Consider the following 22,424-nt stretch of genomic DNA (forward strand, 5'->3'; position numbering starts at 1 on the left):
ACATTCGCCCAGACTTCTGGTTCTGTGGGCACGAGGGATCTCATGATGCAGCACCCGACCGGCACAGACGCGAAGATCGGAGTCGTGAATGGCTTCCGCGGCATCGCCATTCTCATGGTGGTTCTCCACCATCTCTTTATCCCCTACGCGGCAAAGGACCCACTGCACACCGGGCAGCTCGACCCGAATGGCATCTTCGCAGCCTTCATTGCAAATGCCTGGCTCGGCGTTCCTCTCTTCTTTGTCCTTTCCGGCTTTGTGCTCTATCTCCCCTACCGCCTCGGACGTCGCAATATACAGAGCCTCGCCGATGTTCGGTCGTTCTATCTGCATCGCGCCCACCGGCTCTTGCCCCTCTACTATATCGTCGTCCTTGTAACGCTGACGCTACATGCGCAGACCGGCGTCGGCTCTCTGCGATGGTATCTCGAGGCTGGCGGGCTTCTTTCAACGCTGTTCGTGTTTTCGCCTCACGGGTTCATGCCGCCGTCCAACATGGTGCTCTGGTCCGTCGCCGTCGAGATCTGGTTCAGCCTGCTGTTTCCTGTCTTGATCATCGCTATCCGCCGCTGGGGCATTGGCACTGTCGTGGTTGCGGCGCTGGCGGCATGTTCAATATTCAACTTCATTGGCGGCTCGATTCCGGTCGCGAACATCGGCTCTTTCCGTCCATTCACCAACGGCATATTTGGAAGCTGCTATCAGTTCGTCTTGGGCATGTTGGCTTGTGATATCTACGTGCGACAGCTCGAAAATTCAAAACGGCCTGCATCGAGCCTCCCGTCGCTGCTCTCAGGCCTCGTGCTGGGCGGGCTCGGGCTCTATCTGACTCACTACGCGCCTTGGCTCGCGGTGCGAGTTCTGGGCGGCATGACGTTTTCGATGGCTTTTTCTCTCTTTCTCTTCGGCAGCCTGTTCGCCGGCAGCCTCTTCCGCTCGCTTCTCGAAAACTGGCCGCTGCAACTGCTCGGCTGCATGTGCTACAGCATCTACGCTTGGCACGGGATCGTGATGAACGACATGATACCGCCTGACACTTCACTGCTGGCAGATACGCTGCGGCTGCTGGCTCCGTTCACCGCGCTGATCTTGGCGTTAAGCGCGTTGAGCTACCGCTATATTGAGTTTGGCCATCGGCGGGACTGGAAGGCGCTGTTCCTGCTTGGCAAAGCCGGCGTTCAACCACAGATCGCCCCTGCTACCCTGCCCTTGACTGCCGAGTTGCGCACCTCGGAAGGAGGGAACACATGAGAGGGCATATCCAGCCGCCGATGCACGCGCAGGCGATAGGTGGCAGCATCAATCGCCCTTCGAACCCGGATAGATCCCATGTCAGCGACGCGACGCCAAGTGCTTGCCGGCGCGGCTAGTGTTGTATGCCTTACTGGCGATCTCTACGCCACGCGCTCACGAGCCGACACACCTGCCAACGTGGTGCAGTCAACCGAGTCCGAAATCGCCGTCTCAATCGACAATGCAACCCTTGGAAGCGAAGACCGCGTGGCCAGGGTCCCCGTGGCATTGAGCGTGCCGACCAACCGCACGATTGCCCTCGAGTATTTTGCCCGCGAAAGAGCGAATGAAAGCAATCGTCCCGGGCCTCAAGCAAACACCTCGCAAACGATCGCCCGCGGATACCTGATTTTTCAACCTGGCGAACAGCAAAAGACCATCGAGGTCCCGCTCCCGCGTCCGCTTCAGCCCGGACGATCGCTTGAGGTCGAACTGGCGGATTATTTCATCTACCCTCAACACGTATACGCCAGCAGGGTCGGCCGGGTAACCACGGACGATGGCACACCGACTCACCCGACACCCCGCGACGATCTATTTGAGCTCCCGCCATTGCCGGCACGAGGCACCGTTGTATTCTCGGACGACCTTCGCGACACTGACTTCGCGAGCGATAGCGGATTCCGTTTGGACGGGAGGCCGTGTTGGCAATCCCGCTACTCGCATGGTCGCCGCCACGACAGCAACCAGGAGCTGGCATACTACGCGGATCCCACCCTAAACCCTGAAGCCAAAGTGTGGGGGAGCGATCCCTCGACCGGACATCGCTTCATCCAGGCAGAGTACGTGGAGAACGGACTATCCGATGGGAAGGGCGGAAAGCTGTTGCTCGGCTGGCAGAAAAACGTCCCTTTCAGGTATACGGCCGCGATCGTCACCTCACGGACATTGTTCAACCGCATCACCACGGGCAGCTATGTCGAATTTGACGTGAAGCTCTCGAAGATCGCGGGAAGCTGGCCCGCACTGTGGCTCAAGCGAGTAGGTGACGGCTGGCCACCGGAGATCGATATCCTCGAAGCCTTCATCAAATCGTCTGCCTATCCGGCGGACGCCGTGACCTCGAGCATCCATTGGCTTGGCGATAAAGGACACCGGACATATGGCGCATCGGTGCCCCTCACTCATGTTGAGCCCGGCGCGGACATCTTCGCCAGATTCAATCGCTTTGGCTGCTTTCTTAGCGAAAGGCAGATCACTTACTACTTCAACGGCAAGCCATTCTGCGCGATGCCGAATCTTGTAGGCGTTGGCCCGTGGTATATGTTGATCGATGTGACGGTGGGAGGCGTTGTTGGCCAACCACCCGACGCCAGCATCTTTCCTGCCCGAATGTACATAGCAAGCGTAAAGGTTATTCAGTTTGGCTAGGACCAACCAGCTGACTATTTTGGTGAGTCGCAAATCCGATTGGCAGAACCACGGGCCGATCAAAGAAACTTGCTGCGCTATCTACAATTGGCGAGTGGCATTCCTCTCATCGAAGTTGGCGCCGAAAGTTCGCGCGACACTCATCTCGCCTTGTTGATCGCACATGCCGACCAGGAAAACCGTGCTTATCTATCGAAATGAGCTCCTGCCCATTTCCGAGACCTTTATCAAAGAGCAGATTCTCGCTCTCACTGAATGGCGAGCTGTGCTGGTTGGCTGCCGAAAGTTGAAGCAATTGGCGTTGGAGGATCTAGACGTTCGGATTGTCGAGCCGCAAAATCGGAGTCTTCAGAGCAGACTGTTGTGGAAAGCAAACAAGCTCTTCGGCACAGTGCCACCTTATATCAAGCGCGCTCTGCAGGTGGAGCAACCCTCGTTAATCCATGCTCATTTCGGACCTGATGCATTGGATGCGTGGCCGATTGCTAAGGCGTTAAGCATACCCATGCTCGTGACATTACATGGCTATGACATAAATACGTATAGAGAGTGGTGGGAAGCCGGAAGCGGCGGATCGAAAATGCAATCCTACCCTAGGCGGCTGCTGGAACTTTCTGCGCAGCCACGCGTGAGATTCATTGCAGTTTCGGACGCCATTCGTGGGCGGGCTATCGAATATGGCATTCCGGCAGAGAAAGTTGCGGTCCACTACATTGGTATTGACGTCAATACATATACACCGGGCCCGATTCCAATCACGCAACGACCGCCAAACGTCGTCTTTGTCGGCAGACTTGTCGAAAAAAAGGGCTGTCAATACTTAATTGAGGCGATGGCCTCGGTGCAGAAGGCGATACCGACTGCTCGCCTAATCGTAGTCGGTGACGGGCCGCTTCGCCCACATCTCGAGCGGCTAGCGCAGACATTAGGTACTCACGTGGAGTTTCGTGGAGCGCAGGCGGCCGATTATGTTAAGCGGGAACTTCACGCGGCTCGCCTGTTGAGCCTTCCAAGCGTAACGGCCGAAAACGGGGATGCTGAGGGCTTCGGTCTCGTGCTATTGGAGGCTCAGGCATCGGGCGTCCCCGTCGTAACTTCTGCGCGCGGCGGTGCAGCCGAGGGAGTCCTGGACGGTGTGACCGGGCATGCCTTTCCAGAACGCGATGTCCGAGCGCTAGCTGCACGGTTAACCAGTCTCTTGAAGGAGGACAATGTCTTGCAGCGAATGGCCGAACAGGGCCCCATATTCGTTTCCGAGGAATTCAATCTGTCCTATCGCGCGAGACTTCTCGAAGAACTGTACGATGCCCACGCTGTTTCGCCGCAATGATGCCAAAGGATAAATCGTGACAACCAATCTCCAGAACATCCGACAGGTAATCGCTCAACTTCCGGTCATAGGTCCGATTGCCAAATCCGTTTACCGGGCCATTGTCCCGGGCGCAGCGAGTCCACAGTTCTCATCTTCCAGCCAATATTGGGAAGATCGGTACAAGCTCGGAGGCAACTCTGGCGCCGGTTCGTACGGCCGACTTGCGGACTTCAAAGCTGTCGTCATCAATAAGTTTGTTGCAGATAACGAAGTCAAAACCGTTATCGAGTTCGGCTCAGGAGATGGCGCGCAGCTCGAACAAGCCCACTATCCCTCCTACACTGGGGTTGACGTTTCCGCGCGAGCCGTCCAGCTCTGCCAGGATCGATTTAGAAAAGATCCGTCCAAGCGATTTGTCCTGGCGTCAAGCCCTGAAGCTGATGCAATTCGCGCCGAGCTTGCGATGTCGCTTGACGTCATATACCACCTCGTTGAGGATTCAGTGTATGACCAATACATGATGCGCCTTATCACAGCGGCCGAAAGGTACATCTGCATCTATAGCAGCAATACTCCCAGACAATCGCCGGACAAACACGTCCGACACAGAGTCTTTACCGATTGGATGGCGCAAAAGGCCCCGGCTTGGAAATTAATCTCCAAGATCGAAAATCCTTTTCCCGAGGATCCAGCAATCCCCCATGAAACCTCGTGGGCCGACTTTTACTTTTTTCAAAAGTCTTAAGCGAGGTCTAGCTTGAACGCCAATGCGATCGGCGACGATCCGATGCAACCCGCTGGCGCCGTGCGCGCAGCTGGAACGCGCGTCTCGGTCGACGGCTTACTTATTGGAGTCACATTACCTCTCGATACCGGCTCGACCTCTCGATACCGGCTCGATTGTGCGGGAGGGCGTTTGCGTCGTTACCGCCTTTCGAATGCATCCCCAGCCATGATCTCGGAGAATTTCTCGAAATAGGCTACTGGAATTAGCTGCCTAATTCGCGTTCCGTTCGGTATCGCAGTCGAGCTCTCTGGCCCCATGGCCGAATTCGCGCGAAAGGCTAAACAGGCGCTATATCGCTCAAGAAAGTAGTGGCTCGAAGGTGGACACCAACAGCAAATCGCGCGCCGCCAAAAACATTGTCGTCACTGGCATTGCGCAGGCTTGGCGGTTCGTTACCGGCTTTCTTCTCACGGTCGTCACAACCCGTCTTTTGAAGCCATCGGATTTCGGCATTCTCGCTATGGTCGCGACGACCACCGCCCTGATCAGTCTCGTCAAGGACCTGGGGATCAGTCAGGCGATCATCCAGCGCAGCACCACCAGCCCCAGCCAGCTCAACTCCTTGTTCTGGGTCTCCATTCTGGCGTCGGCCGGGTTTGCTGTCGCCCTGGGAGCCAGCGCTCCCTTGCTTGCCAGCTTTTTCGACGAACCTCGAGTTGAGCTGGTCACGGTCGCATTCGCGTTGCTGGTTTTGATCAGTGGACCACAGGCCGTCCCGACAGCTATCCTCAACAGGGATTCGCATTTCAACCTGCTGGCCGTAGTCGACATCGTCAGCGCCACGATTACCTTCGGCATTGGCGTGACCTGGGCGCTGTTGTGGCAAAGCTATTGGGCCCTGTATGCATCAGCCGCTGCCGGCACCATCGCCTCTGCGGCAGGCGTCTGGTTGTCGGCGAGGTACCGACCGGGCCTACCCCATTTCGATTCGAGTACCATGCAGATGCTCCGCTTCGGCTGGCATGTCTCCGGATTCAACCTAGTGAACTACTTGTCGCGTAACGCGGACAAAATCTTGATCGGGCGTTTCCTTGGGAGCGATCAACTTGGCCTCTACGACCGGGCATATCGGCTGCTCCTGTTTCCCATCGGGCAGCTCAATGGCCCCATTGGCCAGGTGCTCGTGCCGCTGATGTCACGAATCCGATCCGACGCGACTAGATACCGCAGCACGTACGCCGAGGCGGTCTCGCTGATCATGCTCACGGCCCAACCTGGTATCCTCTGCGCCGTGATATGCGCACCACAGTTGCTCGAACTTTTGTTCGGCGAGCAATGGATGCCTGCCGCCCCGATTTTCCAGTGGCTGGGAATAGCAGGTCTGCATCAAGTGATGTCGTCCACGACAGGCTGGCTCTTCCTCAGCCAGGGACGTGGCGCTGATCTCTTCAGGCTTGGTACCTATAGCGCAATTATGACCGTCGCCTCGTTCGTCATCGGACTCCCCTGGGGGGCCGTCGGCGTAGCTGCGTCATATACCATTGCGAACTACATCGCGTTAGTCCCTCTGATATGGATCGCAGCGGGACGACGCGGCCCGGTCAGCTGCAAGGATCTGATCAACCTCGCCATTCCACATGTCCTTGCCACCCTGGGAGCCGCCGCGGTGCTGGAAACCATTCGCTTCACGGTGGCGGCGATCACCCCTCTCCAGATGGTCGCCCTTTTTGGCGTTTCGTACCTTGTATATCTCTGCGTCATTCTGCTGTTCGGAACCAAGCGTGAGCTCCTCTGGCGTGGATTACGTATGCTAAGGCCCAAGCCGTCATGAAGAGGGAAAGACTTCCGTTGATGTACAAGCAAGATCTGGCGTGCTCAATTTACCAAGCGCCCCGCCTAGTGGTAATGAAGCCGTCAGCGAAGCGCGGTGTGCGCGCCAATTTCGCCCGGTGACAACATTGACCATTTCCGTTTACATTCCGACCCACAATCGAGTTGACCTGCTGGCATCAGCCGTCAAATCGGTTCTTGGGCAGCAATTCACCGATCTCGAACTCATCGTCGTCGATGACGCTTCGACAGACGGCACGGCCTCGTTTCTGGAGTCGATTACGCGCGACGACAAGAGGGTCCGCGCCTTGCGCAACGACAGCCCTCGCGGTGCACCGGGTGCGCGAAACCGTGCCATCCTGGAAGCGACGGGGGAGTTCATCACAGGCCTGGACGACGACGACACTTTCGAACCGCAAAGATTAGGCGCGCTCCACGATTGCTGGGCCGCGTACGCGCGGCACAACGTGCTCATTTCCTGCCTCTATACGCAGGACTTCATCCTCAGTGGCGGCAGGGAGCTATTCGTCACGAAGAAGCAGGGAACCGTAGAACTCGCCGATCTCGTCAAAGCAAACCATATCGGAAATCAGGTCTTTGCCCCGACCACCATTTTCCGGGAGGCGGGACTCTTCAACGAGAAGCTGCCCGCCTGGCAGGACTTCGAGTTCTTCATCAGAATTGTCAAACAATTCGGACCGGCCCGCCTGCTGGACATGCCCCTCTACCGCTTCGACGTCACGCCTAGTCGGAATCGAATCTCGACCAAGCAGGACAAGGTGAGGACGGCATATGAGCTGGTCTCAAACCTTCACTTCCAAGACAACGCCAAGGCGCGACAGCAACTGATGTTGCAGGTTTTTTCCTCATTCTATGGGATCAGGCCGACACCGAAGGACTTCGTTCGCTTTGCGGCCCTGGGATTTTGGCCGCGCGGCTGGGCAACTCTATCGAAGCGAATGCTCTGGTCCTGAAAAACCTCTTCGAGGACAGTTGGTTCCGAGATGTCTGTAAAAACGCAAGAGCAGGCTTGCATTCTCAGCGGCTCTCTTGATCATGAAGCCGAACAGATATCGGCTGGCGGATGCGCGGCATCTGGATCGTTCCCCCAAACAAGACGGGCCTTGCCAGACATGCTCAATTCGTCATCGGAGACTGCCTCGAAACAGAACAAGGCCACCGCTGATTTTCGGCCAGACATTGAGGGCCTCCGAGCCATCGCCGTGCTATCCGTCATCGGCTTCCACTATGGTGTGCCATGGCTGACAGGCGGGTTTGTCGGCGTCGACGCCTTCTTCGTGATCTCCGGCTACCTGATTTCTCAGCTGTTGTTGCGAGAACTCAACAGAACCGGAGCGATAGACTTTGTCGCGTTCTACGGACGAAGAGCGAGACGCCTGTTGCCTGCCGCGCTGCTCGTGACCGTGGCGACCTTGATCGTCGGCTATTTTGTCCTGTCGCCTCTCGAACAGAAGGAAATTGCCAAATCGGCTGCGGCTTCATCCGTGTTTGCGACCAATCTGTTCTTGCTCTCGCAAGCACTAAACTACTTTGGTCCGGAGAGTTCCTTAAATCCGTTTCTCCACACCTGGTCGCTCTCGGTGGAAGAACAATTCTATTTCGTGTGGCCGGCGCTTCTATTGGTGTTGTCGCGGGCTAAGGGGCGCACCCTGCAATTCGGACTTGTCCTTATAACCTCACTATCTTTCGTCTTATGCATTTATCTGACGTACAGGAAGCAGGCCTGGGCCTTCTATTTGTCACCAGCTCGAGCTTGGGAATTCGGTCTGGGTGCACTTGCCTCACTCTTTCCATTCTCCAAATGGGCGACATACACCAGATCTGCCGCTGTAGTCGGTTGGATTGCATTGATTGCGCTGATCTTGTCCTGCTTTCTACTTGACGAGTTTTCGGCGTTTCCGGGGTATTGTGCCGCTGCTCCGGTGGTTGCGACAGCGGCCGTGCTGATGACCGGCAAGAACGGTGCTGGTCCGAATCTGTTGTTGAAACAGCGGATGTTTCAGTTCGCCGGCACCCGATCCTACGCGATGTATCTCTGGCACTGGCCCATTCTGGTGCTTGGCTCAGCGATGTTCGGAACAACAGCGGCAACGACTCTCGCCTATTTCATCCTGACAGTGACGCTCTCAGCGGTGAGCTTCGTCTGGCTTGAACATCCGGTAAGGTCAAACTCGTGGCTCGTACAGAGTTCGATCAGATCGGCCGCGGTCGGGTCTGCGCTAACGATAATTGGACTAGTTGCAGGAGTGGGACTTTTTTTAGAAGCCAAGTTTGTTAATCGTCCGGAGCAGATGGCGATACAGGCGAGCACGTTCAAATATTCCATCTCTACCGAAAACGGCTGCCTTGCGGCTTTCACGGTCGCCAAACCGGTACGGTGCGTGTTTGGTCCTTCCAACTACATGCGCACCATCGTTCTGTTTGGCGACTCGCACGCCGACCAATGGACCACCGCCTTGGCCAGAATAGCCGAACGAAAGCAGTGGAGGCTGATCACGTACCTGAAGTCTTCCTGCTCGGCGTCTGATATTGCTGTCTTTAACATGCGATTGAGGCGTTTTTCGCCAGAGTGTCGGGCGTGGCGCCGAGAGACAATCGACCAAATCGTGGCTGATCGACCGGACCTGATCATCGTTTCACAGTTCTCGAGCGGTTATATCAAGGGCGATCTCACCAATCTTGGGCCGAATGCTGTCGAACTGGACGCCTGGGAAGCCGGTCTGTATCAGACTTTCCTCAGTCTCCAGGCGGCACATTCGGCTATGCTACTGCTCCGAGATAATCCGACGCCGTACCTTCCCGTTGGTATTTGCCTGGCTCGCGCCGAGTGGCGAGGGCTCTCTTTGGACGGATGCGGCAGAGACAGAGAGGTCGCGGTGATCAATGCCGTCACCAACTCCGAGCAACGAGTGGCATCAATATTCGCCAATACCAAGTTTGTGGACCTTACACCGGAGATTTGCACTGGCAATAGATGCCCCGCAATTCGTGATGGAACCGTCGTCTATCGAGATGCCAATCATTTGACCGTGGATTTTACACTTCGACTAGAGGCAATCCTTGCAAGAGAGCTTCAATCGGCTCTCAAGGAGACCTAGACTAGTCGCAGTGAAAGACGGCGCGCGCTATCGCGGTTTGAGAGACCAATCGAATTGTGCGAGGCGGCCGCCTGAAGGACATTTTTCGGTCATACCGATCAGATATCCTTGTCATTGGGAGGTGACGTCGATGCCCAACTCCGCGAGAAGCCTGATCGGGCCGCTGTTGCAAACCATCTTGCCCTCCATGATGAAGCGGCGTGCCGAATTGAAGTACTGGCGCGAGCGCCATTCCGCGGAAAATCAGTTCCTATCAAACACGCATTACGAGCCGCTCTACACGTCCGCTTTTGAGCTTGATCGCAGTGTCTATTCGGGAAAGCGCATTCTCGACGTCGGATGCGGCCCCCGGGGCAGCCTGGAATGGGCAGACGTAGCGGCCCAGCGCGTCGGGCTCGACCCGCTTGTGCCCGACTATCGCAGGCTCGGAATCGATCGGCACAAGATGGAATATTGTGCGGCGCCTTCGCATAAAATTCCCTTCCCGAACGTGCATTTCGACATTGTGACGTGTCTCAATGCGCTCGATCATGTCGATGATTTTGAAGGCACTGTCGCCGAGATCAAGCGCGTGACGAAGCCGGGTGGGCTCTTTCTCCTAAGCGTCGAACTCGATCATCCGCCAACGCCGGCCGAGCCCATCACCATTACGCGCGATCAGCTCCGCGCATTTTCTCCTGAATTCGAGCCAGTGCACGAAGAATTGTTCGGCACGCCCGAGGATCACAATCTGCACGCCGCTATTCTATCAAAACTGCCCTACGTTCCAAACCAGCCGGGCATCTATGTCGGCAAGATGCGGCGCACCAGCTGATCCCTAGGCTTTCGTCGTCTCGGCCGTCCGCTCGCACTTCAATGAACGGCCTGGGGATCGGCATACTCGCGATCAGCGCACCTGGAGCGACAGCAGGCGGCACGACAGCGCCTTCTCGGGCTGCACAATGTCGGTGCTGCAGGCCACCGGGCTCGGCAGCACCTGCCTGGCCCCCTTGTCGCCGCTCACCTCTGATATCAGCTTCGCCGTCAGAGTGAAGGATCCGGTACGCGTGACTGCGGGCAGCGAGAGTTCCACGATATTGGCGCCGTCGGATCGCTTCTTCAAAGATGCCGGCTCCAGTTTCGCATTCGCTGTTGCCGCGGCCGTCCCGTTCGCCTGGTCAACAAGAGAGGCCTGAAGCGTCCTGTTCGACGGATATCCCTCGGGCAGCCTGATCGGGATTTCCACGGTGACCGACTGGGAGGCACCCAGAGATGCCGCACCGGCACTGACCGGCTTGCCGGCGACGTTGCCGACCTTCAGGAAAGTCGGCTTCGGCATGTCGTTGATCGTCGTCGAATAACCGAATTGCTTGGGGTCGGGCGTGACTTCACTCGGCCCGCATTGGCGCGCCCCTTTGTCGGACTCGGTGAACTGGCAGACGCGGACATAGTCAATCTTGAAGGCCTGCGGAAATGCGGCCTCATCGATCCCATGCCGGCCCGCCCATTCGCTGCCGCCGACGGCGAAATTGAGGTCAACATGTGCGGGCGGCCCGAGCTGGCCATCCTTGCGCAGCCATTGATAGTTGCGGGTGTAGATCAGCTTGCCATCCCAGAACAGCGAGACCTTGTCGGGAGCCCAGAGATAGCCCGCGGTGTGCCAGCCAAGATTGAGATCCTCGCTCGCGTACAGATTCTGAAACTTGGCCAGGAAATTCCTGTCGACGTAAGTATACTGCTTTTCGTTGAACGGACCGATTACGTTGGAATGCAGCGAGTTTGCCTTATCCTCGACCCCGTTGATCACGAACTCGAAAATGTCCGCCTCGGGCGGATGCCAAGTCTTGCCGTCGAGGTCGTAGTCGGCCTCGAGCCAGAAGGCCGGAAACACGCCCTTCGCGTTCGGCAGAAACACCCGCGCCTCATAGTAACCATAATAGAAGGTCCGATGGCTTCGGATCATCGCGGACTCGAAGAGGTTCGTTCCCTCCGTCTTTTTGGCCACCAGGCTGAGCACACCGCCGGAGACGACGTGATTGTCGCGATAGCGCTGGTTCTCGTCTTTAAAATGGTCCATCGTTTCGTTGTTATAGATATAGCGAGTGGCCCATTTCGTCCGGTCAAGCTTGTCGCCGTTGAAGTCGTCCGAAAACACGAGCTCCCAACCGGCAGACCATGCCGCCTTTGTGGGCAACACCGCACCAACAAACAGCAGCGCCAGCAGCGCTGACTTACGAATTCCGGGAGTCATCATCCCTGAGATACCTTTCTCAAATCCGGCGTGAATTACGATCAGGGCGCCATCGATGTCCAGATCATGCTACGCATTGACAGCTTCCGGGCGGGCGTTCAGGTTGCCCGGGATGTCGACGTCAGTGAGGCGAATATTCTACATTTTGCGGGTCCTTCCATGATTGCGGTCGTCAACCATCCCAAAGCGATAGAGGCTGCCTTAACGATGCTTCTCGTCCGTGTTGACGAAGCGAGGCTGGCAACGGCGGAACATAGTTGCCATCGCTCGTTCCATCAGCTACCCGCTAGGCTTGCTGCAGATTGGCGAGGAAACCCGTGACGACCGGATTTGCCCCACCCGCGCTCATTATCAATCTTGATCGCGACATTGTTCGATGGCGAAGCCTCTCGGGCGCCCTCGGCGGGCTCGGTATCGCCTATCAGAAGGTCCGCGCCGTCGACGCCCGCACAAAGATCAACCTCATTCGCCGCATCGTTCATCGCGAGTTCGTCTATCCGTCTGAAAATCGTAATCTCACCGATGCCGAGATCGGTTGCTACCTCTCTCACATCTCCGCATTGAAGCGCGTCGTGCGGCAGAATCTCCCGGCCGCGATGATCTTCGAGGATGATGTCGTTTTCGACAGCCAGTTTCGACAGTTCTACCAGAATGATCTGCCGAAATTCCTGGCGGTAAGCGATATCGTCAAATTTGAAGGCATTCATTACCCCCACACATCGAAATCCGGCTTCCTGATTGCGCAAGGCGTTACCAGCGAGCTCGTTATTCGCGTGAAACCAACCCTCGGCGCTGCGGCCTATGCCGTAACCAAAGAGGGCGCCATCGCCTTGCTCAAGGCATTCTCTGTCGCTGACCGACCCTTTGATCATAAGCTCGCATATTATGATCGCCATTGGATCGATTACGCGGAGACGGAACCCTTTCTTGCGCGGCAAGCCGACTACACCAGCAATCTCGAGCACGAACGCAAGGTATTCGATCTGGACGTTGATGCCTCCCGGCGGCTTCGGCGACTGCAGAATAAACTCAAGGCACCGAGCCGTGCCGCGCTGCGGTTTGCCTACATTGCAAAATTCCTGATCAAGCGCCGGCTGCGCACGCCGAGGCGAGAGTCTCTCGCCTGACAATCACAAAGCTCGCGCGGGCGTACGCCGAAAGCCTCGACCAACTTTGGCAATCAGGACATTGCGCGCCATGACGATTGGCCTGTGCAACGCACGCCCCAGCCAGCCTGCCCGCCGACGCAACCTATTGATCATTGACGTGTCAGCCTTGGATTGGTTCCACTCTTTTCGGCGATCGATCTCGATGTTGCTGACAACGGACGCTTGCTGAACCAACAAGGGCCGGATCTCTCCAAACGTAGCATTGTATCCTTCATAGCCAACCAAAAGGTGATCGGTCGGCCAATCGAGGATGGAAAGGCGGCTTAACAATGCTTTCGCGCCACGCAGGTTGACCGCGTATCCGGCCGAACCAAGCGTAGGATTCAAAGGCACAATGAGTTTTGTAAACTTCCCACTGGATATGACCGGGCCGGTGCGGGAGGTGTGATCATAGAAAATGCCTTCCAGCTTAACTACGTCGCAACGCGCCAGATAATGCGGCAGCTCAGTGCGATAGAACTCCAGAAAGCTGTCCGCAAACTCGGCATCATCTTCCAGGATGACTGCCCGATCGATGTTTTGTCGCACCATCCGACGCAAAATACCCATATGGGACAGCGTGCAACAGATCTCGCCAGTAGTAAGCGGACGCCCGATCTTCGTATTAATGAAATCCCTTCTGATGACGGAGCGGATCAACGACAATTTGCGTTTTCCGTCGATTGCCGAAAATCGGCAATAGGGCAGCCCAGCCCGAACCATAAAGTTCCGGATAGTCTCCCAACGCTCCATGTCACGCGTTAGATTAATGATGAAAATCGGAATATTGGTCTCGTTTGCCATCGTGCTTCCGAAAACGCAGGGGTCTTAATCGTGCGACGGTCGAACTGTAGACCAAGCATGCGGCGAGTGCTAGTTAGAGGTCAGGCAGCCAGTTGCCAAGAGCGGGCTCAGCAAATCTCGAAATCTTGCCGCTGACATGACCGTGCCCTAATCTATATTGGACAATGGAGCCTCGACGGCTAATCCCTTACGGTTGAGCAATGAAGAACATCCTTTGGATCTGCGGACGATTGCCTACACCGTTATTCACCGGCGACGCGCTCTACTCTGCGGGCCTGTTGAAAGCGTTGGCGCAGACCAATGAAGCAGCAATCACTCTGGTTGGGACCCGCAGGACTGACGAGCCGGTGGGCGACCATATCCTGAGCCTGCCAAACACCACTTGTGTCGACGTTCCCCCCACCCGCTCGTCAGGCCTCCGGAGTCTGCTTTCGCCCCTTCCGCGAGATGCGTTCAATCTGAGTACGCCCGAACTAAGTCGGTCTCTGGCAAAACTACTGCAGCAAAATTGGGATTGGATCGTGATCGATCACGCCTATTCCGCAGGGCCGCTCTCCGCAATTCTGCAAAACCGCAAACGCGCATCGATCTGCTATATCTCGCATAACGCCGAGGGGGCCATCCGGCCGCGGATCGCTAGCAGCTTCAACAACCCGCTGCGCCGGACACTCATGCGGCTGGATGCCGAAAAATATCGCAGATTGGAGAACATGATTCTGCAAACTGCAGATGCTGTCACGTGTATCTCTGCCGAGGATGCATCCTACTTCGAGCGGTTCTCGAGGCAGGTCCACATTGTTCCACCGGTCTATCTTGGCTCTGTCTGCCCTGCCCGTCAGATCCAATCCGACTGCCCTCGCTCATTGCTCCTCCTGGGCTCTTTTGAGTGGGGCGCCAAGCAAAGGAACCTAGAGCTAATCGTGGAAAGCCTGCTACCGGCTCTTCAACAGAATGGAGTTACCCTCAACGTCGTCGGCACAGTCCCGCAGCATTTTCGCGATCGTTTCACCAGCTTCCGCCCGCATTTGTCGTTCCATGGACGTGTCGACGATGTTTCGCCATTTGTCGCCTCCTGCCGCGGGGGGCTGGTGCCGGATTTGCTTGGCGGCGGGTTCAAACTCAAAGTTTTGGACTATGCGTTCCAGCGGCTGCCGATATTCGGTTTACGCAATGCGCTGGCCGGCACCACCGTCACGGAACAATTAGCAATGTTCCCTGCCGACGGCTTGGACAGCCTCGCCGAGACCATCATTCGCAACATCGATGACCTTGCCACGCTCAATCGAAACCAGGATTCACTATTCGAGTTGCTTTCCGCCCGGTTCGGCCTGGAAGCCGGAACCCGTTATCTTTCGAAGGTCTTTCTGTGAGGGGAACGGCATTGTATCTTCGCCGGCAAGTCGCAGCGGGGCCGCTCCAAATGGATGGGCTTCGAGGCCCGCAGACTGTCGACGGACGCTAGATGAGTTCAACCACCGCCAGCACCATGGACTCGGCGTCGGGCCCGATCTCGGAACTTCAGTCGGATTTCGAACTGAACTCGACCGGAAAGCGCCTGGTCTCGATCTCGATTTTCTCCGTCCTCTTCCTTGGCCAAATTGCTTACAACATCGGAGAATTTCCGCTCGCATGCGACTTGGTCTGTTACGCTCTGTTGACAGCCTACCTGTTAGCCTCCGGATACGCCGCGCCGAGCGTTCCTTCCCTGTTTGTGTTCATAAGCGTGATCGCGCTCGCCGCGTTTCGTATTCCCTTCGCAACTTCCGGCACGTCCTGGAGCTCGCTTCTGCTTCTGACCGTCCTCTACCTACCATTGTGCTTCCGTTTCAAATGCCGCCCCGGACTTGAACCTGTTCAGGATTACACGCTGAACGCCTATGTCTTGGTAGCGTCCTCGATCGCAGCAACGGCCGTTGTGCAAATCGCGCTGGTCAATGGCCTTCACCTCAAGGCACTCGCGAACATTTACTTTGTATTACCCCAAGCATTGCGCGGCGCCGGCTTCTATACTTTCTTCCGTGAAGAAGGAGGCATCGTAAAAGCCAACGGGTTCTTTCTTCGTGAAGCGGCCGATCTGTCGCTTGTAACGGGGCTCGCCCTCCTCATCGAATATCGTACCAGAAAGAGATCGATCGTATTGGGTCTGCTTGCGGCAGGCTTGCTGTGCTCATTCTCCGGCTCAGGATTGATCGCAGTGTTCGCCGGTTTGCTACTGCCCAAAACGGCGAATCGCATTCCTGCCTTCATCGTCACTGCAGTCGGCGCGGTGCTATTGCTCGTCATTCTCTACAATCTGGAGCTCCCGTTTCTCGCCCCGTGGTTTGACCGCCTGTCTGAGTTTGGAAAGTCCGGAACGAGCGCTTATGCCCGATTTGTGGCCCCAATGGAGATGGTACAAAACAGCCTCGACGGCGGGATATTGAACACGTGGCTCGGCAAGGGCGCCGGCAGCTTCTTCCGGGACCTCTCGCTGGCCCGATTTACCTATGAAGTGGCCGATCCGACCTGGGCCAAGGTAACTTACGAATACGGCCTGCTTGGATTTGTTCTGCTGCTGACGCTGGTCACGATCCGGCTGTATTCGAGTTCCCTGAGGGTCGAGGCTTGCCACTTTTTTCTGGTGAGTTGGATTGGCTTTTCGTTTCTGCTCAAGCCAAATTACTGTCTCTTGATCTGGCTTCTGACCCTCGTGCCGAACGCACGTCGGCTGTCCAGGCCATGACGCCCCTTGTGCCGATATCCCACCGTGGAACGCACTACCTCACCACCCTAAGAACGTTGAGGGCGACCCTCATCAATCTGGGGCGGCTTGTTGGTGCGTAGCGCCAACTTACGAGGGAGCGGGAAAGCTGCCTGGGGCCAGCCACCACCGCTATGGTCCAGAATAACAACGACATTCGCTGGGAGTATGAAAAACCCTGCGGATAGGACAGGGCTCGGAGAAAGTCAGCAATGATGCGTCTTGCGCTGTCCTTCGCGATCGGATGACGGTCGGGCCGCAATGCGTATGACGCAGCGCGCAGGCAAAGAAACAGCATGTTTCTGTTCAACGCCTCAGGGGCGACAGACAACCCAACACTGGCGGCAATTTCGCGAAAATACCCAATCCGTCGCCGGGTGACATCCACTTCTCGGGCGAAGCGGGTGTCTTCCAATTCCAAAAATGCACCGTGATTTGCGCCGTGGACGCGGTAATCCACGAGCGGTTTGGGGATTGTGATCACATCACCAAACGCGGGGGCAGCCGTCACCAAATAGCTGTCGGGCGCTCTGTCCACGAAGTCGGTCTTGAAACTGAAAATTTGATCAACGACCTCGCGTGGATAAGCATTGCCAGACCCCGGCGGGGTTGGGTAGACGCCCGCAGTAATTGCCCACTCACGAATTTGTTGAGGCGTAGGGGTTACAAAATACTGTGGCAGAATACTGCCCGTTGCATCTCCATCTGCATCAATTGTTCGCATTTGAAACTGGAATTTGCTGGCTTTTTCAGACCAAACCGCCGCAATTTCGGTCATTACGTCGGGATGTAGCGCATCGTCGGAATCCAGAAAGATGACGACGTCGCCTGAAGAACGGCGGAATCCATTCACGCACGAGGGCATTTGGCCGGCATTTGCCTGTTCGATAAGCGTAATTCTGTCCGCAAACTTTCCAATCACCTCAAGCGAATTGTCTGTCGATCCATCGTCGACAACGACCACTTCCACCTTAGGCCATCGAATTCCTAACGCACTCCTGATCGCCGCGCCTACAAACTTTGCATAGTTGTAGTTCGGGATGACGACAGAAAGAGCTAATTCACTCGGGTCCCGGGGCATTTCGATCCTGACTGACGAACATTCTGGTCGGTCCATTTTCCACGCCAGCTTCCTTCATGCTGTCTTGTGATAAGGACACCCCAACCAAGGCGAAGGAGAGTCGCGTGTGGTGAAGAGCCGTGCCACGAAACTGTCTAATTGTGTTCACGGATCTGACCTAACTGGCATGGTACGCGATTTGCTAGCACAACTACAAATCTACGAAGTAGACTTGGAAGTGACGATGTCCGCTGAACTGTATCGGGAACTGTCTTGGCTTCCAAGACCGCCCGAGGATTTCTCTTCTCGCTGCAAAGACCTTTTGATGACCGGGACCGAGTTGGGAGACCAAATCCGGTTTCTCGCGACCCATGCGCTGGATGAGCGGCAGCTTTCGCGATTGGGACGCGCGATTGTCTCGGCCCGCGAGCAGGGACGGTCCCTGCAACCGTTGGCTCCATTTCGGCTTGGCCTGATCGGAAACGGCACCTTGGATCTCATGGTCCCCGTCCTGATTGCGACGGCCGCGCGCCACGGCTTTGCCCTCGAATGCATCACCGGTGCGTACGATCAATTCCTCCAGGACGCCTTGCAGCCGGACTCACGTCTCAACACATCCCGACCAGATGCAGTCCTGGTTGCGCTCGATCACAGAGGCCTTGCGCTTCAACCCAGCCCTGGCAACGAACAGGTTGCCGCTCAGACCATCGACGCCGCAATCGGCCTCCTCAACACCATTCGTGCGGCGATTGCGCGCAACAGCGGCGCTGTCTGCATCGTCCAGACACTTGCGGCTCCTCCGGAAGGGCTGTTCGGATCCTTCGATCGCGCGCTGGGCGGAACGAGCAGAAACCTCGTTGATCGCTTCAACCAAAAGGTGTGCGAGGCGGTCCTCCAGTCAAATGATCTGCTCCTCGACGTTGCAGGCGTTGCTGAAACGGCTGGCCTTGCAAACTGGCATTCCCCGGCACAATGGAATTTGGCTAAACTGCCATTTTCCGATGATTACGTTCCGCTCTACGCAGATCACATCTGCCGGATCATTGGAGCGATGCGCGGCAAGAGTCGCCGATGCCTCGTGCTCGACCTCGACAACACAGTTTGGGGCGGCATCATCGGTGACGATGGACTTGAAGGAATTCAGATCGCGCAAGGCGACGCCACAGGCGAAGCGTTCTTGTCGGTCCAGCAGCTTGCCCTCGCCTTGCGTGCACGTGGCGTCGTTCTGGCCGTAAGTTCGAAAAATACGGATGCGATCGCACGGCGTCCCTTCAAGGAGCATCCGGACATGCTCCTGAAGGAGGATCACATCGCCGTGTTCCAGGCAAACTGGGATGATAAGGCAACCAACATACGTGCGATCGCAAAGGAATTGGCGCTTGGTCTGGATTCCTTCGTTTTCCTCGACGACAATCCGGTCGAGCGCGGCCTGATCCGGCGCGAAATCCCTGAAGTGGCGGTTCCCGAACTGGACAGCGATCCCGCCAGCTACGCCCGCACCCTCGCGGCAGCAGGCTATTTTGAGGCAATCGCCTTTTCCGATGAAGATCGCGCGCGGGCCGACATGTATCAGGCAAACGCCCGCCGCTTGAATTTGCAGGGACAGACTTCGGACCTTCAGTCCTATCTGCGGTCGCTGGAGATGCGTATCGTGTTCGGCTCCTTCGATCGCACGACGAGGTCGCGCGTTACACAGCTGATCAACAAGAGCAACCAGTTCAATCTGACCACTCGCCGTTATACCGAGCCCCAGATCGAACAGCTCGAGCACGACGGTGATGCGATGACGCTGCACGTCCGGCTGCTTGATAAGTTCGGCGACAACGGGATCATTTGTGTCGTCATATGCCGCCCGTCCCGCCCGGGCACCTGGACCATCGACACCTGGCTAATGAGCTGCCGAGTGCTGGGACGGTGCGTCGAACAGGCGGTGCTTGCTGAGATCTTGTTCCGTGCACGCGCTGCAGGCATCTCGACCCTGGAAGGCCTTTACGTTCCAACCGAGCGAAACGAGATGGTCGCCGAACATTATGGAAAGCTTGGATTTACGCGGATAGAAACCGCTTCCGACGGCAGCAGCCGATGGGAGCTGAAAACCGATGCAGAACTCGGCGACCTGCCGATGACTGTGGAGCGTGAACAACTGCAGCTGCAGCCTGCTTAAGCCAATCCTTTTCCCGCAAGCCTTTACGCCCGAGCTGATCGTCGATGAGCCTCACATCTCCACTGTTTTTCGCTTTCCTGGCCGGAGTCATTCTCGCCTATCACATCAGCGAGTCCGTTCCGTATCGCAGGTTGGTGCTCGGATTCGGCAATGCAATCTTCATCGCCAGTTACCTCACCGACTACATCCAGATCCTGCCCCTGCTTGCTTTTCTGCTCTTGGGCTATGCATGCGTTTCGATTCTTTCCGTCTGGAAGTCTTCGCTTGCGCTGGGTCTCGCGGTCCTTGGCGTTCTGGCCTGCTATGTCTTCCTGAAGCGGTTTTCCTTCTTCGATGATCTCGGTCGTCTCCCCTTTCCATATTTGACGATCGGGCTGTCCTATATCCTGTTCCGAATCCTGCACATAATGGTCGATGTCCATTCGGGGGACCTCGAAGAGCGAATCGGGCCGACCGCATTCTTCCGCTACACGTGCAATTTTCTGTGCTTTGTGTCCGGTCCGATCCAGCGCTATCAGGACTTTCGCGCCGCAGATGGGATCGCCGTTGTCAAGCTCGACGCAGACGCCGTATTCCGGGCCTTTTCCAGAGTGGTTGCCGGCTACGCGAAATTTGTGATCATCGCCGCTGTGGCAGAGTACGCGTTCTCGTTCCTGAAGCCGCAGCTATTTCAGGCTGGCGACCCGTCGTTCGCGAGGCTGTGCATGCTCTATGCTGCCGCCGCTTCGCTCTACACCGTGTATCTGTACTATAATTTCTCCGGATACATGGACATAGTTCTCGCCAGCGGGGTGCTACTCGGTCAGACCCTGCCGGAAAACTTCGACAGACCTTTCTCTGCCCGCAGCTTCCTCGAGTTTTGGCAGCGTTGGCACATGACGCTCTCACAGTGGTTCAAGTTCTATCTGTTTAATCCGCTCGTCATGCTCCTGATGTCTTGTTTTCCTGCGCCCGCGCTCACGGCCTATCTTGGCGTTTTCGCTTTTTTCGTCACGTTTCTCGTGATGGGCGTTTGGCACGGGACCACGGCCGTGTTCGTCGTCTACGGATTGCTGATGGGGGCTGGCGCTAGCATCAACAAGCTATGGCAGGTCGCCTGCGCGGAACGCCTTGGAAAGAAGCGCTACAGGACGATGACCGAGACCTTGGGCTACGTCTATTTTGCGCGCGGCGTCACAATCAGCTATTTCGTGTTGGCCTTGACATGCCTGTGGACGCCTGAATTGTCCGATTTCACGCGTTTGATTGGCCGGCTTGGCCCTGCCGGGATGTCGGCTGCGTTTGCCGGGATTGCGTTTGCGTTTGGACTGTTCTGGTGGCTGGCTGATCGGGTCGCCCCCCGCCTGGCCGCGCCAGCCTTTCTGGCAACCGCGCGCGACAGCCTTGTCGGCCGAAACCTGACGCTGGCGAGCCAGATGATGGTCATCGTCGCGGTCACCGCGTTGCTCCATAAGTCTCCCGACTTCGTCTACAAGGCGTTCTAAGTTGAGATATATCCTTCGACAGACCGCGCTGACCTTTGCATCATTCGCGTTGCTCTATGTTCTGATTGGCGGCCTGTCCTACCTGGTGTTCCCAGACCCTTCGCACGGAGGGCCTCGCGACTTTCAGGTGGCAGAGCGCACACTGTTCATGACAGTGCCGAAGTACGTGTTCCTCGGGCGCAGCGTGCTCGACACGCCGGACAGCAAGGTGCTTATCGTAGGAGCCTCCAACACGGCCGTCGGCTTCATCCAGAAGCTCATCCAGCCGAAACTGGCGTGCGCCAAGGTTAGCAATCTCGCGATGGGCGGCGCAAACATATCGGAGGTTGCTCAGGTCATCGATCTTGTGCGTGAGACGCAGAGCAGGCCCAGTGCTGCGCCCAATACGTTCGTCATTGGCGTCTGGTATGGGATGTTTGCGGATTCCGACATCAGATTTGCTGATCCCGATCGGAATCGCGGAGAATCCGACCTCGATATTGAGAAGTACCGATACGGCTTCTACCGCCGGACCGCCAATGGCCCCGTCGCGGTCCTACCTTCCAAGTGGCTGGATGCCGGCGTCATGGCAATTCGCCCGCTTCTCCTTGTCGAGAAGGCTGCACGCGAAGCCAGAACGGGCGTCAATCTGCTCCTGACCGGGCGCCGGTCCGCACAACGGACCGAGGTTGAACGTGAGGCTGCGGTGATGTCGGAACAGGACAAGAAAAAGGCCCTGGAATATTGGCAGGAAAGCATGGGGTTCAAGAGTGGGATTTCCGAGACGCAGTTCAACCTGCTGAGCAGCACGGTTGCGTCGTTACTTGATTCGGGAGAGCGGGTCGTACTCGTCGATCTTCCGATCCCGTCGTGGCACCGCGACGCAAGTCCGTATCAGCTCGGCTACGAACAAAAGCTTCAGGAATTGTCCGGGCAGTTCAAGGAACGATCAAATTTCATCTCAATATCGATGGGCGATCTTGACGGAAATTTGGATTACTCTGACGAGGTGCATGCAAAGCGACACTTGGCCAACATCTGGTCGGAAAGATTGGCTGGCATCTTGAGTTCTTTTGCCTGTCAGGAGAAGACTAACAAGCCAAAGGTCTCATCGAGAGCTCCCGAACAGGCTACGGCAGCCTCGTCCGATCATTGAATAGTCA

At 56.7% G+C, this 22,424-nt stretch carries 18 protein-coding genes; 15 read left to right on the forward strand and 3 right to left on the reverse strand.

Annotated features, from left to right (window positions below; genetic code table 11):
- The first annotated feature begins 42 nt into the window (after positions 1-42).
- The 8 genes from E4K65_RS33435 to E4K65_RS33470 all read left to right on the forward strand — a co-directional run bounded on the left by E4K65_RS33435 (position 43) and on the right by E4K65_RS33470 (position 10,466).
- The gene (locus tag E4K65_RS33435; protein WP_167771354.1) at positions 43-1,251 is read left to right on the forward strand and encodes an acyltransferase family protein; all 1,209 of its coding nucleotides are present in this window, start codon (positions 43-45) and stop codon (positions 1,249-1,251) included.
- A gap of 78 nt (positions 1,252-1,329) precedes the next feature.
- Entirely contained in the window at positions 1,330-2,664 is a 1,335-nt protein-coding gene (locus tag E4K65_RS33440; RefSeq protein ID WP_135177754.1) for a glycoside hydrolase family 16 protein, read from the forward strand.
- A 163-nt stretch (positions 2,665-2,827) separates the two neighbouring features.
- Positions 2,828-3,994 carry a glycosyltransferase gene (locus E4K65_RS33445; RefSeq protein ID WP_135177755.1) on the forward strand — a complete coding sequence of 389 codons (1,167 nt, stop codon included), beginning with the start codon at positions 2,828-2,830 and terminating at the stop codon, positions 3,992-3,994.
- A 16-nt stretch (positions 3,995-4,010) separates the two neighbouring features.
- Complete coding sequence (locus tag E4K65_RS33450; RefSeq protein ID WP_135177756.1) at positions 4,011-4,721, forward strand: class I SAM-dependent methyltransferase; 711 nt, start codon at positions 4,011-4,013, stop codon at positions 4,719-4,721.
- A gap of 361 nt (positions 4,722-5,082) precedes the next feature.
- Positions 5,083-6,534 (forward strand): lipopolysaccharide biosynthesis protein, encoded by a 1,452-nt coding sequence (locus tag E4K65_RS33455; RefSeq protein WP_167771355.1) that lies wholly within the window; start codon positions 5,083-5,085, stop codon positions 6,532-6,534.
- A 127-nt stretch (positions 6,535-6,661) separates the two neighbouring features.
- Complete coding sequence (locus E4K65_RS33460; protein WP_167771356.1) at positions 6,662-7,507, forward strand: glycosyltransferase; 846 nt, start codon at positions 6,662-6,664, stop codon at positions 7,505-7,507.
- 30 nt (positions 7,508-7,537) lie between these two features.
- Positions 7,538-9,652, forward strand: coding sequence for an acyltransferase family protein (locus E4K65_RS33465; RefSeq protein ID WP_135177759.1), 2,115 nt, complete (start codon positions 7,538-7,540; stop codon positions 9,650-9,652).
- Positions 9,653-9,782: 130 nt separating this feature from the next.
- Positions 9,783-10,466 carry a class I SAM-dependent methyltransferase gene (locus tag E4K65_RS33470; RefSeq protein ID WP_135177760.1) on the forward strand — a complete coding sequence of 228 codons (684 nt, stop codon included), beginning with the start codon at positions 9,783-9,785 and terminating at the stop codon, positions 10,464-10,466.
- Between the two features lie 72 nt (positions 10,467-10,538).
- On the opposite strand, the gene E4K65_RS33475 is transcribed toward E4K65_RS33470, so the two are convergent.
- Positions 10,539-11,885 carry a glycoside hydrolase family 16 protein gene (locus E4K65_RS33475; protein WP_135177761.1) on the reverse strand — a complete coding sequence of 449 codons (1,347 nt, stop codon included), beginning with the start codon at positions 11,883-11,885 and terminating at the stop codon, positions 10,539-10,541.
- 27 nt (positions 11,886-11,912) lie between these two features.
- Between E4K65_RS33475 and E4K65_RS47745 the strand changes: the two genes are divergently transcribed.
- Both E4K65_RS47745 and E4K65_RS33480 read left to right on the forward strand, forming a co-directional pair.
- Positions 11,913-12,203: a hypothetical protein gene (locus E4K65_RS47745; RefSeq protein ID WP_167771357.1), complete on the forward strand. Its 291-nt coding sequence runs from the start codon at positions 11,913-11,915 to the stop codon at positions 12,201-12,203.
- The gene (locus tag E4K65_RS33480; RefSeq protein WP_167771358.1) at positions 12,200-13,009 is read left to right on the forward strand and encodes a glycosyltransferase family 25 protein; all 810 of its coding nucleotides are present in this window, start codon (positions 12,200-12,202) and stop codon (positions 13,007-13,009) included. Before E4K65_RS47745 ends, E4K65_RS33480 begins: the two co-directional genes overlap by 4 nt.
- Positions 13,010-13,012: 3 nt before the next feature.
- On the opposite strand, the gene E4K65_RS33485 is transcribed toward E4K65_RS33480, so the two are convergent.
- Positions 13,013-13,834 carry a glycosyltransferase family 25 protein gene (locus tag E4K65_RS33485; RefSeq protein WP_135177763.1) on the reverse strand — a complete coding sequence of 274 codons (822 nt, stop codon included), beginning with the start codon at positions 13,832-13,834 and terminating at the stop codon, positions 13,013-13,015.
- Positions 13,835-14,034: 200 nt separating this feature from the next.
- On the opposite strand from E4K65_RS33485, the gene E4K65_RS33490 reads away from it, so the two are divergent.
- The gene (locus E4K65_RS33490) at positions 14,035-15,204 is read left to right on the forward strand and encodes a glycosyltransferase (protein WP_135177764.1); all 1,170 of its coding nucleotides are present in this window, start codon (positions 14,035-14,037) and stop codon (positions 15,202-15,204) included.
- 92 nt (positions 15,205-15,296) lie between these two features.
- Complete coding sequence (locus tag E4K65_RS33495; protein ID WP_135177765.1) at positions 15,297-16,556, forward strand: hypothetical protein; 1,260 nt, start codon at positions 15,297-15,299, stop codon at positions 16,554-16,556.
- Positions 16,557-16,590: 34 nt separating this feature from the next.
- Here E4K65_RS33495 and E4K65_RS33500 read toward each other — a convergent pair whose 3' ends face one another.
- Positions 16,591-17,691, reverse strand: a complete 1,101-nt coding sequence (locus tag E4K65_RS33500; protein WP_135177766.1) for a glycosyltransferase family 2 protein — start codon at positions 17,689-17,691, stop codon at positions 16,591-16,593.
- 187 nt (positions 17,692-17,878) lie between these two features.
- Here E4K65_RS33500 and E4K65_RS33505 point away from each other — a divergent pair, with 187 nt between their 5' ends.
- Genes E4K65_RS33505 through E4K65_RS33515 form a run of 3 tightly spaced genes read left to right on the forward strand, consistent with a single transcriptional unit; the run spans position 17,879 to position 22,417 of the window.
- Positions 17,879-19,798: an HAD-IIIC family phosphatase gene (locus tag E4K65_RS33505; RefSeq protein ID WP_135177767.1), complete on the forward strand. Its 1,920-nt coding sequence runs from the start codon at positions 17,879-17,881 to the stop codon at positions 19,796-19,798.
- A gap of 44 nt (positions 19,799-19,842) precedes the next feature.
- Positions 19,843-21,282 carry an MBOAT family O-acyltransferase gene (locus tag E4K65_RS33510; RefSeq protein WP_135177768.1) on the forward strand — a complete coding sequence of 480 codons (1,440 nt, stop codon included), beginning with the start codon at positions 19,843-19,845 and terminating at the stop codon, positions 21,280-21,282.
- Position 21,283: 1 nt separating this feature from the next.
- The gene (locus E4K65_RS33515) at positions 21,284-22,417 is read left to right on the forward strand and encodes a hypothetical protein (RefSeq protein ID WP_135177769.1); all 1,134 of its coding nucleotides are present in this window, start codon (positions 21,284-21,286) and stop codon (positions 22,415-22,417) included.
- Positions 22,418-22,424: the final 7 nt, after the last annotated feature.

Source organism: Bradyrhizobium niftali (assembly GCF_004571025.1).
GTDB lineage: Bacteria > Pseudomonadota > Alphaproteobacteria > Rhizobiales > Xanthobacteraceae > Bradyrhizobium > Bradyrhizobium niftali.

Coding starts and splice junctions, on each gene's coding strand:
- E4K65_RS33435 (WP_167771354.1), top strand. CDS start 43: ATGATGCAGCACCCGACCGGCACAGACGCGAAGATCGGAGTCGTGAAT.
- E4K65_RS33440 (WP_135177754.1), top strand. CDS start 1,330: ATGTCAGCGACGCGACGCCAAGTGCTTGCCGGCGCGGCTAGTGTTGTA.
- E4K65_RS33445 (WP_135177755.1), top strand. CDS start 2,828: ATGCCGACCAGGAAAACCGTGCTTATCTATCGAAATGAGCTCCTGCCC.
- E4K65_RS33465 (WP_135177759.1), top strand. CDS start 7,538: ATGTCTGTAAAAACGCAAGAGCAGGCTTGCATTCTCAGCGGCTCTCTT.
- E4K65_RS33470 (WP_135177760.1), top strand. CDS start 9,783: ATGCCCAACTCCGCGAGAAGCCTGATCGGGCCGCTGTTGCAAACCATC.
- E4K65_RS33475 (WP_135177761.1), bottom strand. CDS start 11,885: ATGATGACTCCCGGAATTCGTAAGTCAGCGCTGCTGGCGCTGCTGTTT.
- E4K65_RS33485 (WP_135177763.1), bottom strand. CDS start 13,834: ATGGCAAACGAGACCAATATTCCGATTTTCATCATTAATCTAACGCGT.
- E4K65_RS33490 (WP_135177764.1), top strand. CDS start 14,035: ATGAAGAACATCCTTTGGATCTGCGGACGATTGCCTACACCGTTATTC.
- E4K65_RS33495 (WP_135177765.1), top strand. CDS start 15,297: ATGAGTTCAACCACCGCCAGCACCATGGACTCGGCGTCGGGCCCGATC.
- E4K65_RS33500 (WP_135177766.1), bottom strand. CDS start 17,691: ATGGACCGACCAGAATGTTCGTCAGTCAGGATCGAAATGCCCCGGGAC.
- E4K65_RS33505 (WP_135177767.1), top strand. CDS start 17,879: ATGTCCGCTGAACTGTATCGGGAACTGTCTTGGCTTCCAAGACCGCCC.
- E4K65_RS33510 (WP_135177768.1), top strand. CDS start 19,843: ATGAGCCTCACATCTCCACTGTTTTTCGCTTTCCTGGCCGGAGTCATT.